General features: G+C 63.8%; 16 protein-coding genes and 1 tRNA gene. All 17 read left to right on the top strand.

What is annotated here, in order from left to right; all coding sequences use genetic code 11:
• Window positions 1-13 precede the first annotated feature (13 nt).
• A complete protein-coding gene (gene tpiA / locus PO768_RS00545) occupies window positions 14-754 on the top strand; it encodes a triose-phosphate isomerase (RefSeq protein ID WP_137943533.1) in 741 nt (246 codons plus the stop codon).
• Between the two features lie 62 nt (window positions 755-816).
• Window positions 817-1,188, top strand: a complete 372-nt coding sequence (gene secG / locus PO768_RS00540; RefSeq protein ID WP_272644445.1) for a preprotein translocase subunit SecG — start codon at window positions 817-819, stop codon at window positions 1,186-1,188.
• 155 nt (window positions 1,189-1,343) lie between these two features.
• Window positions 1,344-1,428 (top strand) — tRNA-Leu (locus PO768_RS00535).
• A 212-nt stretch (window positions 1,429-1,640) separates the two neighbouring features.
• A complete protein-coding gene (locus tag PO768_RS00530; protein WP_137943531.1) occupies window positions 1,641-2,000 on the top strand; it encodes an NADH-quinone oxidoreductase subunit A in 360 nt (119 codons plus the stop codon).
• 27 nt (window positions 2,001-2,027) lie between these two features.
• On the top strand, window positions 2,028-2,504 hold the full coding sequence (locus PO768_RS00525; protein ID WP_046113908.1) for a NuoB/complex I 20 kDa subunit family protein: 477 nt from the start codon (window positions 2,028-2,030) through the stop codon (window positions 2,502-2,504).
• A gap of 13 nt (window positions 2,505-2,517) precedes the next feature.
• Complete coding sequence (locus PO768_RS00520; RefSeq protein WP_137943530.1) at window positions 2,518-3,111, top strand: NADH-quinone oxidoreductase subunit C; 594 nt, start codon at window positions 2,518-2,520, stop codon at window positions 3,109-3,111.
• 3 nt (window positions 3,112-3,114) lie between these two features.
• Window positions 3,115-4,368 (top strand): NADH-quinone oxidoreductase subunit D, encoded by a 1,254-nt coding sequence (locus PO768_RS00515; protein WP_137943529.1) that lies wholly within the window; start codon window positions 3,115-3,117, stop codon window positions 4,366-4,368.
• An 8-nt stretch (window positions 4,369-4,376) separates the two neighbouring features.
• Window positions 4,377-4,883, top strand: coding sequence for an NADH-quinone oxidoreductase subunit NuoE family protein (locus tag PO768_RS00510; RefSeq protein WP_269841420.1), 507 nt, complete (start codon window positions 4,377-4,379; stop codon window positions 4,881-4,883).
• A gap of 8 nt (window positions 4,884-4,891) precedes the next feature.
• Window positions 4,892-6,244 carry an NADH-quinone oxidoreductase subunit NuoF gene (nuoF, locus tag PO768_RS00505; protein WP_262972802.1) on the top strand — a complete coding sequence of 451 codons (1,353 nt, stop codon included), beginning with the start codon at window positions 4,892-4,894 and terminating at the stop codon, window positions 6,242-6,244.
• Window positions 6,245-6,262: 18 nt separating this feature from the next.
• Window positions 6,263-8,590 (top strand): NADH-quinone oxidoreductase subunit NuoG, encoded by a 2,328-nt coding sequence (nuoG, locus tag PO768_RS00500; protein WP_272644444.1) that lies wholly within the window; start codon window positions 6,263-6,265, stop codon window positions 8,588-8,590.
• Window positions 8,591-8,606: 16 nt separating this feature from the next.
• The gene (gene nuoH, locus PO768_RS00495; protein ID WP_137943526.1) at window positions 8,607-9,704 is read left to right on the top strand and encodes an NADH-quinone oxidoreductase subunit NuoH; all 1,098 of its coding nucleotides are present in this window, start codon (window positions 8,607-8,609) and stop codon (window positions 9,702-9,704) included.
• Window positions 9,705-9,788: 84 nt separating this feature from the next.
• On the top strand, window positions 9,789-10,277 hold the full coding sequence (gene nuoI, locus PO768_RS00490; RefSeq protein WP_137943525.1) for an NADH-quinone oxidoreductase subunit NuoI: 489 nt from the start codon (window positions 9,789-9,791) through the stop codon (window positions 10,275-10,277).
• Between the two features lie 58 nt (window positions 10,278-10,335).
• Complete coding sequence (locus PO768_RS00485; RefSeq protein WP_262972804.1) at window positions 10,336-10,989, top strand: NADH-quinone oxidoreductase subunit J; 654 nt, start codon at window positions 10,336-10,338, stop codon at window positions 10,987-10,989.
• Window positions 10,990-10,991: 2 nt separating this feature from the next.
• Window positions 10,992-11,300, top strand: a complete 309-nt coding sequence (nuoK, locus tag PO768_RS00480; RefSeq protein ID WP_137943576.1) for an NADH-quinone oxidoreductase subunit NuoK — start codon at window positions 10,992-10,994, stop codon at window positions 11,298-11,300.
• Between the two features lie 5 nt (window positions 11,301-11,305).
• A complete protein-coding gene (nuoL, locus tag PO768_RS00475; protein ID WP_272644443.1) occupies window positions 11,306-13,357 on the top strand; it encodes an NADH-quinone oxidoreductase subunit L in 2,052 nt (683 codons plus the stop codon).
• Window positions 13,358-13,376: 19 nt separating this feature from the next.
• Window positions 13,377-14,858, top strand: a complete 1,482-nt coding sequence (locus PO768_RS00470) for an NADH-quinone oxidoreductase subunit M (RefSeq protein WP_272644442.1) — start codon at window positions 13,377-13,379, stop codon at window positions 14,856-14,858.
• A gap of 16 nt (window positions 14,859-14,874) precedes the next feature.
• A complete protein-coding gene (gene nuoN / locus PO768_RS00465; protein ID WP_272644441.1) occupies window positions 14,875-16,356 on the top strand; it encodes an NADH-quinone oxidoreductase subunit NuoN in 1,482 nt (493 codons plus the stop codon).
• The last annotated feature ends 7 nt before the right edge of the window (window positions 16,357-16,363 follow it).

The following is a 16,363-nucleotide window of genomic DNA, read 5'->3' as shown; positions in this document are numbered from 1 at the left end:
CTGGAGTAATTCGATGCGCAAGAAACTGGTCGTGGGCAACTGGAAGATGCATGGCAGCCGCGCTGCCAATGCGCTTTTGCTGGCCGGTCTGAAAGAAGCGGGGCCGTGGAGTGCCGATGTGGCGGTCTGCGTGCCGTTTCCCTACATCAGCGAAACCGCGCTGGCGTTGACCGGCGCGGCCATCGCTTTCGGTGCCCAGGATTGCTCGGCACACGAGCAGGGCGCTTACACCGGCGAAGTCTCGTCGGCGATGCTGGCCGATATTGGCTGCCGCTATGTGATCGTCGGTCATTCCGAGCGCCGTGCCTACCACCAGGAGAGCGATCAACTGGTGGCCGACAAGGCCAAGGCAGCGTTGGCGCATGGTGTGACGCCCATCGTCTGCGTCGGCGAAACGCTGGCCGAACGCGAGGCGGGGCAGACCGAGCTGGTCGTCAAGCGCCAGCTGGCGGCGGTGATCCACACGCTGACGCATTGCATCGGCGAGATCGTGCTGGCCTATGAGCCGGTCTGGGCCATCGGTACCGGGCTGACCGCCTCGCCCGAACAGGCGCAGGCGGTGCATGCGGTGCTGCGCACGCAGCTGCATGCGGCCACGCAGAAGTCCGATTCGATGCGCATTCTCTATGGTGGCAGCGTCAAGGCCGACAATGCCGCGCAGCTGTTTGCCCAGCCCGATATCGATGGCGGCCTGATCGGCGGCGCGGCCTTGAAGGCGGCGGACTTTGCCGCCATCTGCCGCGCGGCGCATTGACGAATAAACAGACATGCCGCGCCGGTGTGCGGCATCAAGAAGAATCTTTGGCGTGACTTGAGATGCAAGTTTTCATGAATCTGGTGCTGATCGTTCAGCTGCTGAGTGCGTTGACGATGATCGGCCTGGTGCTGGTGCAGCATGGCAAGGGCGCCGACATGGGCGCCTCCTTCGGCAGTGGTGCCTCGGGCAGCCTGTTCGGGGCTACCGGCAGCGCCAACTTCCTGTCGCGCAGCACGGCGATCTGCGCCACGGTGTTTTTTGCCTGCACGCTGGCGCTGGCCTATATGGGCAACCAGCGCGCCGGTGCGGCCGCCGGTGGCGAGAGCGTGCTGGACCGCGCGGCGCCGGCGAGCGCGGCGGCTTCGGGCGCTGCGGCGATTCCGGGTGCCGTGCCTGCGGCGCTGCCGGCCGCCTCCGCTGCCTCGAACTGAGCGCCTTGAGCCTCGTCATGCAGGGCGCACAAGACCGGCATGAGCTTGGCAAAATCCTTCATCAGCTCTTCAGAAGCTAGGGATTTTCGGTATAGAATTCGAGGCTGTCTGGGAGCAAACCTCAAGCCACCAGACAGTAGCGAAAGTAATTGACAGCCGTCGTGGTGAAATTGGTAGACACGCTATCTTGAGGGGGTAGTGGCGAAAGCTGTGCGAGTTCGAGTCTCGCCGACGGCACCAGATCAATCGGTTAGCATTCTTCGGGCTGGAGCCCTGAATCTGCTGATCGAAGCGCCCTGTCGCAGCGGGTATCTCCGAGGAGGCTTGCTGTAGGGGACAAGGCGGGCGCGGTCCGTAAGCGAATGATTTCGCTGGCGGCGCGCCCGTTGCTTTTTTTCGAAATTCGGCTGCGGTGCCTGGAGGTGCTGCGGTGGATCACTAGAGCGTCAACCATGAACTTGGATCAGTACCTACCCGTCATCCTCTTCATCCTGGTCGGCGCAGGCGTCGGCGTGGCGCCCCAGGTGCTGGGCTTTCTGCTCGGACCGAACCGGCCGGATCAGGCCAAGAACTCCCCTTACGAATGCGGCTTCGAGGCTTTTGAAGACGCGCGCATGAAATTCGATGTGCGCTATTACCTCGTGGCCATTCTGTTCATTTTGTTTGACCTGGAAATCGCCTTCCTGTTTCCCTGGGCTGTGTCCTTGCGCGAGATTGGTGCGGCGGGTTTCTGGGCCATGATGATTTTCCTCGGCATTCTGGTCGTGGGTTTTGCCTACGAGTGGAAAAAAGGCGCCCTGGACTGGGAATAAACAAGGCTTGACCCGAAGGCACACCCCATGGGCATCGAAGGCGTTTTGAAAGAGGGCTTTGTCACCACCTCGGTCGACAAGTTGATCAACTGGTCCAAGACCGGGTCGTTGTGGCCGATGACTTTTGGTCTGGCCTGCTGTGCGGTCGAGATGATGCATGCGGGCGCGGCCCGTTATGACATCGATCGCTTCGGCATGCTGTTCCGGCCCAGCCCGCGGCAGTCCGATCTGATGATCGTGGCCGGCACCCTGTGCAACAAGATGGCGCCGGCGCTGCGCAAGGTCTACGACCAGATGGCCGAGCCGCGCTGGGTGCTGTCGATGGGCTCCTGCGCCAACGGCGGCGGCTACTACCACTACAGCTACTCGGTGGTGCGCGGCTGCGACCGCATCGTGCCGGTCGATGTCTATGTGCCGGGCTGTCCGCCGACGGCCGAGGCGCTGCTGTACGGCATCTTGCAGCTGCAGGCCAAGATCCGCCGCGAAAACACCATCGCGCGCTGAAGGTTAGGCATTCATGAGCAAACTTGACACCCTGCAAGCCGCGCTGGAAGCAGCGCTGGGCGGCCAGATCCAGAGCCTCAAGCGCGAGTTCGGCGAGATCACCATCCAGGTGGCGGCGGCCGACTATCTGGCGGTGGCGACCACCTTGCGTGATCACGCCGAGCTGAAGTTCGAGCAGCTGATCGATCTTTGCGGCCTGGACTACAGCGACTATGGCAATGGCGGCTACGAAGGCCCACGATTTGCCGTCGCGACCCATCTGCTGTCGGTCAGCAAGAACTGGCGTGTGCGGCTGAAGGTGTTTTGCCCGGACGACGACCTGCCCCTCGTGGCGGCGCTGACGCCCATCTGGAACGCGGCCAACTGGTTCGAGCGCGAGGCGTTCGATCTCTACGGCATCATCTTCGAGGGTCATGAAGACCTGCGCCGCATCCTGACCGATTACGGTTTCATCGGCCACCCGATGCGCAAGGACTTCCCGACCTCGGGCCATGTCGAGATGCGCTACGACGCCGAGCAAAAGCGCGTGATCTACCAGCCGGTGACGATAGAGCCGCGTGAGATCACGCCGCGCATCATCCGCGAAGAAAACTACGGCGGACTCTAAACCATGGCCGAGATCAAGAACTACACCCTCAATTTCGGTCCTCAGCATCCGGCCGCCCACGGCGTGCTGCGCCTGGTGCTGGAGCTCGACGGCGAAGTGATCCAGCGCGCCGATCCGCATATCGGCCTGCTGCACCGCGCCACCGAGAAGCTGGCCGAGAGCAAGACCTACATCCAGTCGCTGCCCTATATGGACCGTCTCGACTATGTGTCGATGATGGCCAATGAGCAGGCCTACTGCCTGGCGATCGAGAAGATGCTCGGCATCGAGGTGCCGATCCGTGCGCAGTACATCCGCGTGATGTTTGCCGAGATCACCCGGCTGCTGAACCACCTGATGTGGCTGGGCGCCCACGGGCTGGACTGCGGCGCGATGAATGTGCTGATCTACGCCTTCCGCGAGCGCGAAGACCTGTTCGATATGTACGAGGCGGTGTCGGGCGCGCGCATGCATGCGGCCTACTTCCGTCCGGGCGGCGTCTACCGCGATCTGCCGGACGTGATGCCGCAGTACCAGGTCAGCAAGATCAAGAACGCCAAGACCATTGCGATGCTCAATGAGAATCGCTCGGGCTCCTTGCTGGACTTCATCGAGGACTTCTGCAAGCGTTTCCCGAAGAACGTCGACGACTACGAAACCCTGCTGACCGACAACCGCATCTGGAAGCAGCGCACCGTCGGCATCGGTGTGCTGACGCCCGAGCGCGCGCTGAACCTGGGCCTGACCGGCCCGATGCTGCGCGGCTGCGGCATCCCCTGGGACCTGCGCAAGACCCAGCCCTACGATGCCTATGCCCACATCGATTTCGATGTGCCGGTCGGCACCAACGGCGACACCTACGACCGCTATGTGGTGCGTGTCGAGGAGATGCGCCAGTCCAACCGCATCATCCAGCAATGCGTGGACTGGCTGCGCAAGAACCCCGGCCCGGTCATCACCGACAACCACAAGGTGGCGCCGCCGGCCCGTGTCGGCATGAAGTCGAACATGGAGGAGCTGATCCACCACTTCAAGCTCTTTACCGAGGGCTTCAAGGTGCCGGAGGGCGAGGCCTATGCGGCGGTCGAGCACCCGAAGGGCGAGTTCGGCATCTACATCGTCAGCGATGGCGCCAACAAGCCTTACCGCCTGAAGATCCGAGCACCGGGCTTCTCGCATCTGGCGGCGCTGGACGAGATGGCGCGCGGCCATATGCTGGCCGATGCCGTGGCCATCATCGGCACGATGGACATCGTGTTCGGCGAGATTGATCGGTGAGTGAAGCGATGAGCACTGAATACATCCTGAGCGAGGCCACGGCCGCGCGTTTCGCGCGCGAGGTGGCGAAGTACCCGAGCGATCAGAAGCAGTCGGCCGTGATGGCCTGCCTGGCCATCGTCCAGCAGGAGCTGGGCCATGTGTCGCGCTCTGCTGAGGACGCCATTGCCGCTTACCTGGGCATGCCGGCCATCGCCGTGTACGAGGTCACGACCTTCTACAACATGTACAACCAGCGTCCGCTGGGCCAGTTCAAGCTGAACGTCTGCACCAATCTGCCCTGCCAGCTGCGCGACGGCCAGCAGGCGCTCGAGCATCTGTGCAAGAAGCTTGGCGTGGATGAGGGCGGCACAACGGCCGATGGCCTGTTCACCGTGCAGAAGAGCGAATGCCTGGGCGCCTGTGCCGACGCACCGGTGATGCTGGTCAATGACCGCCAGATGTGCAGCTTCATGAGCCACCAGCGTCTCGACGAACTCGTCGACGTGCTGAAGGCCAACGCTGCGAAGAACTGAGGGAAAGCATGCTGGATCTCTCCAAGTTTCAAGCCAAGGGCAACGAAACCTGTTTCCACGACCGCCATATCGGCGCCCAGATCTATGCCGATCTGGACGGTAGCAACTGGGGTCTGAAGGACTATGTTGCGCGCGGCGGCTATCAGGCGCTGCGCAAGATCCTGAAGGGCGAGGGCACGGCCGACGGCGCGCCGATGACGTCCGATCAGGTGATCGCCGAGGTCAAGGCCTCGGGCCTGCGCGGCCGCGGTGGCGCGGGCTTCCCGACCGGCCTGAAGTGGAGCTTCATGCCGCGCCAGTTCCCCGGTGCCAAATACCTGGTCTGCAACTCGGACGAGGGCGAGCCGGGCACCTGCAAGGACCGCGACATCCTGATGTACAACCCGCACATCGTCATCGAGGGCATGGCCATTGCCGCCTTCGCGATGGGCATCAAGGTGGGCTACAACTACATCCACGGCGAGATCTTCGAGGTCTACGAGCGCTTCGAAGCGGCGCTGGAAGAAGCCCGCGCCGCCGGCTTCCTCGGTGAGCACATCCTGGGGTCGGATTTCAGCTTCCAGCTGCATGCCTTCCATGGCTTCGGCGCCTACATCTGCGGCGAGGAAACGGCGCTGCTGGAGTCGCTCGAAGGCAAGAAGGGCCAGCCGCGCTTCAAGCCGCCGTTCCCGGCCAGCTTCGGCCTGTACGGCAAGCCCACGACGATCAACAACACCGAGACCTTCGCCGCGGTGCCCTGGATCATCCGCAACGGTGGCCAGCCCTATCTGGAGATCGGCAAGCCGAACAATGGCGGCACCAAGATCTTTTCGGTCTCGGGCGATGTCGAGCGCCCCGGCAACTACGAGATCCCGCTGGGTACGCCGTTTGCCAAGTTGCTGGAACTGGCCGGTGGCGTGCGCAAGGGTCGCCAGCTGAAGGCGGTGATTCCTGGCGGCTCCTCGTCCCCGGTGCTGACCGCCGAGGTGATGATGAACTGCACGATGGACTATGACTCCATCGCCAAGGCCGGCTCGATGCTGGGCTCGGGCGCGGTCATCGTGATGGACGATTCGCGCTGCATGGTCAAGAGTCTGCTGCGCCTGTCCTACTTCTATGCGCATGAGAGCTGCGGCCAGTGCACGCCCTGCCGCGAAGGCACGGGCTGGATGCACCGCGTGGTCGAGCGCATCGCCAACGGCCAGGGCAGGGCGGAAGACATCGACTTGCTGAACTCGGTGGCCGACAACATCCAGGGCCGCACCATCTGCGCGCTGGGCGATGCTGCCGCGATGCCGGTGCGCGCGATGATCAAGAACTTCAAAAACGAGTTCGTTCATCTGATCGAACACAAAACGGCTCTGGTGCCGGCCTCGGTCTGAGGCAGGACAGGACACGACATGATTGAAATCGAACTCGACGGCCAGAAGGTGGAGGTCTTGGAGGGCAGCATGGTGATGCATGCCGCCGAGAAGGCCGGCACCTACATCCCGCATTTCTGCTATCACAAGAAGCTCTCGATCGCCGCCAACTGCCGCATGTGCCTGGTCGACGTCGAGAAGGCGCCCAAGCCCATGCCCGCCTGCGCGACGCCGGTGACCCAGGGCATGATCGTCCGCACCAAGAGCGAGAAGGCGGTCAAGGCCCAGCAGGGCGTGATGGAGTTCCTGCTGATCAATCACCCGCTGGACTGCCCGATCTGCGATCAGGGCGGCGAGTGCCAGCTGCAAGACCTGGCCGTCGGCTATGGCGGCAGCAAATCGCGCTACTCGGAAGAGAAGCGCGTGGTCTTCCACAAGAACGTCGGCCCGCTGATCTCGATGGAAGAGATGAGCCGTTGCATCCATTGCACCCGCTGCGTGCGCTTCGGCCAGGAAATCGCCGGCGTGATGGAGCTGGGTATGGCGCACCGCGGCGAGCATGCCGAGATCCAGACCTTTGTCGGCCGTTCGGTGGACTCCGAGCTGTCGGGCAATATGATCGATATCTGCCCGGTCGGCGCGCTGACCAGCAAGCCCTTCCGCTACAGCGCCCGCACCTGGGAGCTGTCGCGCCGCAAGAGCGTGTCCCCGCATGACAGCACCGGTGCCAACCTGATCGTCCAGGTCAAGGGCAAGCAGGTGATGCGCGTCGTGCCGCTGGAGAACGAGGCCGTCAACGAATGCTGGATCGCCGACCGCGACCGCTTCTCCTATGAATCGCTGAACAGCGACCAGCGCCTGAGCGCGCCGATGATCAAGCAGGGCGGCGCCTGGAAGACGGTCGACTGGAGCACGGCGCTCGAGTACGTGGCCAACGGCCTGAAGCTGGTGCGCGCCGAGCATGGCGCCGCCGCCATCGGTGCGCTGGGCTCGGCCCACAGCACGATCGAAGAGCTGCACCTGCTGGCTTCGCTGGTGCGCGGCCTGGGCAGCGACAACATCGACCACCGCCTGCGCCATGCCGACTTCGCCAATGTGGCCGAGTCCGGCCAGGCGCGCTGGCTGGGCAGCCCGATTGCTGCGCTGTCCGAGCTGGACCGTGCGCTGGTGATCGGCTCCTCGCTGCGCAAGGACCATCCGCTGTTTGCCCAGCGCCTGCGCCAGGCGACCCGCCGTGGCGCCCAGGTGCTGAGCCTGAACGCCAGCGAAGACGACTGGCTGATGCCGGTCGCGGCCCGCATCACGGTGGCACCGAGCGCCTGGCTGCAGTCGCTGGCCGACGTCGCCGCTGCGATCTCGGCCAGCACCGGCGCTGCCGCTCCGGCCAGCGGCGAAGCGACCGAGGCGGCCAAGGCCATCGCGGCCGCGCTGCTGTCCGGCGCCCGCAAGGCCGTGCTGCTGGGCAATGCGGCCGCCCAGCATCCGCAGGCTGCCAGCCTGCTGGTGCTGGCCAACTGGATCGCCGCCCAGACCGGCGCCAGCGTCGGCTATCTGAGCGAAGCCGCTAACACGGTCGGCGCCCAGCTGGCCCGCGCGCTGCCGCAGCAAGGCGGCCTGAATGCCGGCCAGATGCTGGGCGGCGAGGCACTGAAGGCGGTGCTGCTGCTGAACACCGATCCGGTGCTCGACAGCGCCAACGCCGCTGCCGCCGCCAAGGCCCTGGCTGCGGCCGAGATGGTCGTCGTGATGAGCCCCTTCAAGAGCGGTCTGGAGTATGCGGACGTGCTGTTGCCGACCGCACCGTTCACCGAGACCTCGGGCACCTTCGTCAACGCCGAGGGCAGGGCGCAGAGCTTTGTCGGCGTCGTGCCGCCGCTGGCCGAGACCCGTCCGGGCTGGAAGATCCTGCGCGTACTGGGCAATCTGCTGGCGCTCGAGGGCTTCGGCTACGAGAGTTCGGAGCAGGTGCGCAACGAGGTGCTGGGCGTCGGCGCCGATCTGGGCGCGCGCCTGAGCAATGCCTCGTCGGCCACCGTGCAGACGGCCGCTGCGCCCGCTGGCATCGAGCGCCTGGCACCGGTGCCCATCTATGCGGCCGACGCGCTGGTGCGCCACTCAACCTCGCTGCAGCTGACGGCCGATGCGCGCGGCGCCGCGGTGGCCGGTCTGCCCAAGCAGCTCTGGGAACAACTGGGCCTGGCGGACGGTGCGCGTGTGCGCATCACGCAGGAGGGCGCCGGCGCAGCCGAGCTGCCGGCCCGGCTGGAAGCGGGCCTGGCGGCCAACACGCTGCGGGTGCCGGCCGGTCTGGTGGAAACAGCGGCCCTGGGTGCGATGTTCGGCACCCTGACGGTCAGCAAGGCCTGAGGCGACGAGGACAATAATGATTGAATCCCTCTACCAAGGCGGCGCTGCGCTGCTGGGCGGCTTCTGGCCGGTGCTCTGGAGCCTGATCAAGATCATCGCGGTGGTCGCGCCGCTGATGATTTGCGTGGCCTATCTGACGCTCTGGGAGCGCAAGGCCATCGGCTGGTCGCAGATCCGCCCGGGCCCGAACCGCGTCGGCCCCTACGGCCTGCTGACCCCGATCGCCGATGCGGTGAAGCTGATCTTCAAGGAGATCATCGTTCCGACGGCGGCCAACAAGGGCCTGTTCTTCCTTGGCCCCATCATGACCATCATGCCGGCGCTGGCGGCCTGGGCCGTTGTGCCTTTCGGCCCCGATGCGGCCGTGGCCAATGTCAATGCCGGCCTGCTGTTCCTGATGGCCATCACCTCGCTGGAGGTCTACGGCGTGATCATCGCCGGCTGGGCCTCGAACTCGAAGTACGCCTTCCTGGGCGCGCTGCGCGCCTCGGCCCAGATGGTGTCCTACGAAATCGCGATGGGCTTCTGCCTGGTGGTCGTGCTGATGGTGTCGGGCAGCATGTACATGACGGACATCGTCGTGCTGCAGACCAAGGGCATGTTCGCCGACATGGGCCTGACCTTCCTGTCCTGGAACTGGCTGCCGCTGCTGCCTATCTTCGTCGTCTACTTCATCTCCGGCCTGGCCGAGACCAACCGTCACCCCTTTGACGTGGTCGAGGGTGAATCGGAAATCGTCGCCGGCCACATGATCGAGTACTCGGGCATGTCCTTCGCGATGTTCTTCCTGGCCGAGTACGCCAATATGATCCTGGTCTCGGCCCTGGCTGTGATCCTGTTCCTGGGCGGCTGGTCGGCACCGATTTCCTTCAGCCTTCTGGGCATGGAAACGCCGAGCTTCATCCAGAACACGATGGCGCTCTGGAACTGGGCCTGGCTGTTCGGCAAGACCTTTGTTGTCGTGACCATGTTCCTGTGGGTCCGTGCCACTTTCCCGCGCTTCCGCTACGACCAGATCATGCGTCTGGGCTGGAAGATCTTCATTCCCGTGACTCTGATCTGGCTGGTCGTCGTTGGCCTGTGGATCCAGTCTCCGTTCAATATCTGGAAGTGACGTCATGAAGGCCCCTACGTTCACTTTGTTCACTGCCCCCCGAGGGGGAGCTTGCCTCCTCGAGGCGGCTCAGCGGAGTCAGCAATGAGCTCCTTCAGCCATTTCGTCAAGAGCTTCATGCTCACCGAGCTGTTCAAGGGCATGGCCCTGACCGGCCGGCATTTCCTGTCGCGCAATATCACGGTGCAGTTCCCGGAAGAGAAGACACCGCTGTCGCCGCGCTTCCGCGGCCTGCATGCGCTGCGCCGTTACGAGAACGGCGAAGAGCGCTGCATCGCCTGCAAGCTCTGCGAGGCCGTCTGCCCGGCGATGGCCATCACGATCGAGAGCGATGTGCGTGAGGACGGTTCGCGTCGCACCACGCGCTACGACATCGATCTGACCAAGTGCATCTTCTGCGGCTTCTGCGAGGAAAGCTGCCCGGTGGACTCCATCGTCGAGACCTCGATCTTCGAATACCACGGCGAAAAGCGTGGCGATCTGTACTTCACCAAGGACATGCTCCTGGCCGTCGGCGACCGCTACGAAAAAGAAATCGCAGCCCAAAAGGAGGCCGACGCCAAGTACCGCTGAGGCCTTGCACCCGCTGCTCCAGCGGGTGTGTGTCTGAAGCTGTGCCTGCTGGAACCCCATGGATACCATCACCGCGCTGTTCTATGTTTTCTCGGCCGTCCTTCTGGGCGCGGCGTTTCGCGTCATCACGGCGCGATCCACCGTGCACTCGGCCCTGTTCCTGATCCTGGCCTTCTTCAATGCCTCCTGCATCTGGATGCTGCTGAAGGCCGAGTTCCTGGCCATCACCCTGGTGCTGGTCTATATCGGCGCCGTGATGGTGCTGTTCCTCTTCGTCGTGATGATGCTGGACATCAACTCCGATGAAGGGGCCAGCGCAATTCGCGAGGGCTTCTGGAAGCATCTGCCGCTGGCCGGCCTGGTCGGCGCGCTGATCGCGCTGGAGATGGCGGCCGTGCTGATGGGCGGTTTCCGCCTGACCGAGGCCGCACCGCTGAGCGAAGCCGCAGTCAAGCTGGGCAATACCAAGCTGCTGGGCATCGCGATCTACACGCAGTACCTGTATCCGCTGCAGATCGCGGCCGTGCTGCTGCTGGTGGCCATCATCGCGGCGATCGCACTGACCCTGCGCCGCCGCAAGGACTCGCGCAGCCAGGACGCCTCGGAGCAGGTCAAGGTCACGAAGGCGCAGCGCCTGCGCATCGTCAAGATGGCACCGACGGTGGAGCAAGCCGCCACCCCGGCCGCCGACAACACGCAAGGAGGCGCATGATGCTGGCGCTCACGCTTGGCCATTTCCTGACCCTGGGCGCGATCCTGTTCGCGCTGTCGGTGATCGGCATCTTCCTGAACCGCAAGAACCTGATCGTGCTGCTGATGGCGATCGAGCTGATGCTGCTGGCGGTCAACCTGAACTTTGTCGCCTTCTCCCACTATCTGGGTGATATGGCCGGCCAGGTCTTTGTGTTCTTCATCCTGACCGTGGCGGCCGCCGAGTCGGCCATCGGCCTGGCGATCCTGGTCGTGCTGTTCCGCAACCGCGCCAGCATCAATGTGGAAGAACTGGACGCCTTGAAGGGCTGATGACTATGTCCGCAACACTTTCACAAAACATGCTGCTGGCGGTGCCGCTGGCACCCCTGGTCGGCGCGATCGCGGCCGGCTTCTTCGGCAAGCAGATCGGCCGTCGTGGCGCTCACAGCATCACCATCCTGGGCGTACTGATCTCCTTCATCATCTCGGCGATGGTGCTGAAGTCGGTCGCCATCGACGGCGCCCGCTTCAACCAGACCATCTACGAATGGATGGTCATCGGCGGCCTGAAGATGGAGGTCGGCTTCCTGGTCGACGGCCTGACCGCGATGATGATGTGCGTCGTGACCTTTGTGTCGCTGATGGTGCACATCTACACCATCGGCTATATGGAAGAGGATCCTGGCTACCAGCGCTTCTTCAGCTACATCTCGCTGTTCACCTTCTCGATGCTGATGCTCGTGATGAGCAACAACATGCTGCAGCTGTTCTTCGGCTGGGAGGCGGTGGGCCTGGTGTCGTATCTGCTGATCGGCTTCTGGTACACCAAGCCGACCGCGATCTTCGCGAACATGAAGGCCTTTCTGGTCAACCGGGTCGGCGACTTCGGCTTCATCCTGGGCATCGGCCTGCTGGTGGCCTACGGCGGCTCGCTGAACTATGGCGAGACCTTTGCCAAGGCCAATGAGCTGGCGCAGATCAAGTTCAACGCCCCGCTGTGGGGCTCGGACTGGATGATGCTCAGCGTCGCCTGCATCTGCCTGTTCATCGGCGCGATGGGCAAGAGCGCGCAGTTCCCGCTGCATGTCTGGCTGCCCGACTCGATGGAAGGCCCGACCCCGATCTCCGCGCTGATCCATGCCGCGACCATGGTGACGGCCGGCATCTTCATGGTGGCCCGCATGTCGCCGCTGTTCGAGCTCAGCGACACGGCACTGAACTTCGTGCTGGTGATCGGCGCGATCACCGCGCTGTTCATGGGCTTTCTGGGCATCATCCAGAACGACATCAAGCGTGTCGTCGCCTACTCGACGCTGTCGCAGCTGGGCTATATGACGGTGGCGCTGGGTGCCTCGGCCTACTCGGTCGCGGTCTTCCACCTGATGACGCACGCCTTCTTCAAGGCTCTGCTGTTCCTCGGCGCCGGCTCGGTCATCATCGGCATGCACCATGATCAGGACATCCGCAATATGGGCGGCCTGCGCAAGTACATGCCCATCACCTGGATCACCGCCTTGCTGGGCTCGCTGGCCCTGATCGGCACGCCGTTCTTCGCGGGTTTCTACTCGAAGGACAGTATCATCCTGGCGGTCCAGGCCAGCACGCTGCCGGGCGCGAGCTTCGCCTATTTCGCGGTGGTGGCCGGCGTCTTCGTGACGGCCTTCTATAGCTTCCGCATGTATTTCCTGGTCTTCCACGGCAAGGAAAACTTCCACCACAAGCCTTTCCCGGGCGAGCACGATCATCATGATGACCACGGTCATCACGAGCCGCACACCCCGCACGAATCGCCCTGGGTGGTGACCGCGCCGCTGGTGCTGCTGGCCATCCCCTCGGTAGTGATCGGTTTCCTGGCGATCCAGCCGATGCTGTTCGGCGATTTCTTCAAGGACGCCATCATCGTCAACACGGCGGCGCATCCGGCCATGGCCTCGTTGGCCGAGCACTTCCATGGCGCGGTGGCGATGGCCACTCACGGCTTCGTGACCCTGCCGTTCTGGCTGGCCGTGGCCGGTGTCGTGACCGCCTATCTGTTCTACATGGTCTGGCCGGCGGTTCCGGTGGCTCTGGGCAAGATCCTGCGCCCGCTGGTCATCGTGCTTGAGAACAAGTACTTCATGGACTGGTTCAACGAGAACGTGCTGGCCCGCGCCGCGCGCGGTCTCGGCCTGGCCGCCTGGAAGGGCGGCGATCAAGGCATCATCGACGGCCTCTTGATCAATGGCTCGGCCCGGAGCATCGGCGGTATCGCCGGCCTGGTGCGCCGCGTTCAGACCGGCCATCTGTATTGGTATGCCCTGGTGATGATTCTGGGCGTGATCGGCCTGATGAGCTGGCAGCTGTGGCCCTATATAGGCCCTCAATTCAGAGCCCTGGCGGGTCTGTGAGCAAGGGCGGAGAAAAATAATGGGATTGTTGAGTCTTGCCATCTGGTTGCCCATCTTCAGCGGCCTTGCGCTGCTGGCCTTGGGACGTGAGAACCAGGCCACCACCGCCCGCTGGATGGCGCTGATCGCCGCCTTGGCGAGCTTCGCGGTGACCGTGCCGCTGATCACCGGCTTCGATACCTCGACGGCCGCGATGCAGTTCAGCGAGAAGCTGGCCTGGATCGAACGCTTCAACGTGATGTACCACCTGGGGGTCGACGGCCTCTCGATGTGGTTCGTGCCGCTGACGGCCTTCATCACGGTGATCGTCGTGATCGCCGCCTGGGAGGTGATCGAGGAGCGCGTCCACCAGTACATGGGCGCCTTCCTGATCCTGTCGGGTCTGATGGTCGGCGTGTTCTCCGCGCTGGACGGCCTGCTGTTCTACGTGTTCTTCGAGGCGACGCTGATCCCGATGTACATCATCATCGGCGTCTGGGGCGGCGCCAACCGCGTCTACGCCGCCTTCAAGTTCTTCCTCTACACGCTGGCCGGTTCGCTGTTGATGCTGATCGCGCTGCTGTACCTGTATTTCCAGTCCGGCGGCTCCTTCGACATCCAGACCTGGCACAAGCTGCCGCTGCCGATGACGGCCCAGACCCTGCTGTTCTTCGCCTTCCTGGCGGCCTTCGCGGTCAAGGTGCCGATGTGGCCGGTGCACACCTGGCTGCCTGATGCCCACGTCGAGGCGCCTACCGGCGGCTCGGTGGTGCTGGCCGCCATCATGCTGAAGCTCGGTGCCTATGGCTTCCTGCGCTTCTCGATGCCGATCGCGCCCGACGCTGCCCACCACTGGTCCTGGGTCATCATCGCGATGTCGCTGATCGCGGTGGTCTACATCGGCCTGGTCGCCCTGGTGCAGAAGGACATGAAGAAGCTGGTGGCCTATTCGTCCATCGCCCATATGGGCTTCGTGACGCTGGGCTTCTTCATCTTCAACGAGCTGGGCGTGGCTGGCGGCCTGGTACAGATGATCTCGCACGGCTTCGTCTCCGGCGCGATGTTCCTGTGCATCGGCGTGCTCTACGACCGCGTGCATTCGCGTGAGATCGCGGCCTATGGCGGCGTGGTCAACACCATGCCCAAGTTTGCGGCCTTTGCGCTGTTCTTCGCGATGGCCAACTGCGGCCTGCCCGCTACCGCCGGCTTTGTCGGCGAGTGGATGGTGATCATCGGCACGGTGCAGTACGACTTCTGGCTCGGCGCGATCGCCGCCACCGCGCTGATCTTCGGCGCCGCCTACACGCTGTGGATGTACAAGCGCGTCTACTTCGGCCCGATGACCAATGACAATGTGCGCGCGCTGACCGACATCAATGCGCGTGAATTCCTGATGCTGGCCGTGCTGGCCCTCGCCACGCTGTTCATGGGCCTCTACCCCAAACCCTTCACCGACGTGATGCAGGTTTCGGTGACCGAGCTGCTCAAGCATGTGGCCACCAGCAAGCTGGGTGGAGTCTGAGATGGGCCAAGCAACAATGACGACTATGAACTGGCTCGCGGTTTATCCCGAAATCATCCTGCTGGCCATGGCCTGCGTCGTGGCCATGGTGGACCTGTGGGTCACCGACCCGGCACGCCGCCCGACTTACTGGCTGACCCAGCTGACCCTGGTGGTCGTCGGCGCCATGCATCTGAATGCCTTCAATGGCGGCATCACCGAATCGGCGATGCAGGGCATGGTGGTGTCCGACCCGATGGGCCATCTGCTGGGCTTCTTCGCCTGCATCGCGACCTTCGTCACCCTGGTCTATGCGCGCCCCTATGCGGCCGAGCGCGAGATCCTGAAGGGCGAGCTGTTCACGCTGAGCCTGTTCTCCCTGCTGGGCATCATGGTGATGCTGCAGGCCCACAACTTCCTGGTGCTCTATCTCGGCCTGGAACTGATGAGCCTGTCGCTGTATGCGCTGGTGGCGCTGCGTCGTGACCATGCGGTCTCGACCGAAGCGGCGATGAAGTACTTTGTGCTCGGCGCGCTGGCCAGCGGCTTCCTGCTCTACGGCCTGTCGATGATGTACGGCGCCACCGGCTCGCTGCACATCCCGCAGGTGTTCGACGTGATCGCCACCGGCGCGCCGAACAAGTCGGTGCTGGTGTTCGGCGTGGTCTTCGTGGTGGCCGGTCTTGCCTTCAAGCTGGGCGCGGCCCCCTTCCATATGTGGGTGCCTGACGTCTACCAGGGTGCGCCGACGGCGGTGACCCTGCTGATCGGCGCCGCACCCAAGCTGGCGGCGTTCGCGATCACGATCCGCCTGCTGGTGGAGGGCATGCTGGGCCTGGCCTTCGATTGGCAGCAGATGCTGATCGTGCTGGCCGTGGTGTCGTTGGTGATCGGCAATCTGGCGGCCATTGCGCAGAGCAATCTCAAGCGCATGCTGGCCTACTCGACGATTGCGCAGATGGGCTTCATGCTGCTGGCGATGGCCTCGGGCGTGATCGGCGACAACCATGCCGGCATGGCCAATGCCTACAGCTCGGCGCTGTTCTATTCGGTCACCTATGTGCTGACGACCCTGGGTACCTTCGGCATGATCCTGCTGCTGTCGCGCCAGGGCCATGAGGCCGAGGAGATCAAGGACCTGGCCGGCCTGGCCAAGCGCAGCCCCTGGTTCGCGCTGGTGATGACCATCTTCATGTTCTCGCTGGCCGGCATCCCGCCGACGGCGGGTTTCTATGCCAAGCTGGCCGTGCTGCAAGCCATGGTCACCACCGGTTCCCAGCTCTATCTGGCGTTGGCTGTGTTTGCCGTTGTGCTGTCGCTGGTGGGCGCTTATTACTACCTGCGCGTCATCAAGGTGATGTTCTTCGATGAGCCCACCGATCGCTCGCCACTGAGTGCTCCGGCCGATGTGCGCGCGGTGATGTCGCTCAATGGCGCCGCCGTGCTGGTGTTCGGTCTGCTGCCCGGCGGCCTGATGGCCATGTGCGGCACCGCCATCGTCAAGCTGCTGGCTCCCTGACGCGCCG

Source organism: Paucibacter sp. XJ19-41, assembly GCF_028462495.1.
Lineage (GTDB): Bacteria > Pseudomonadota > Gammaproteobacteria > Burkholderiales > Burkholderiaceae_C > Roseateles_E.
Note: the sequence above shows the minus strand (reverse complement) of the source record. Positions and strands in the feature narration are given on the sequence as shown.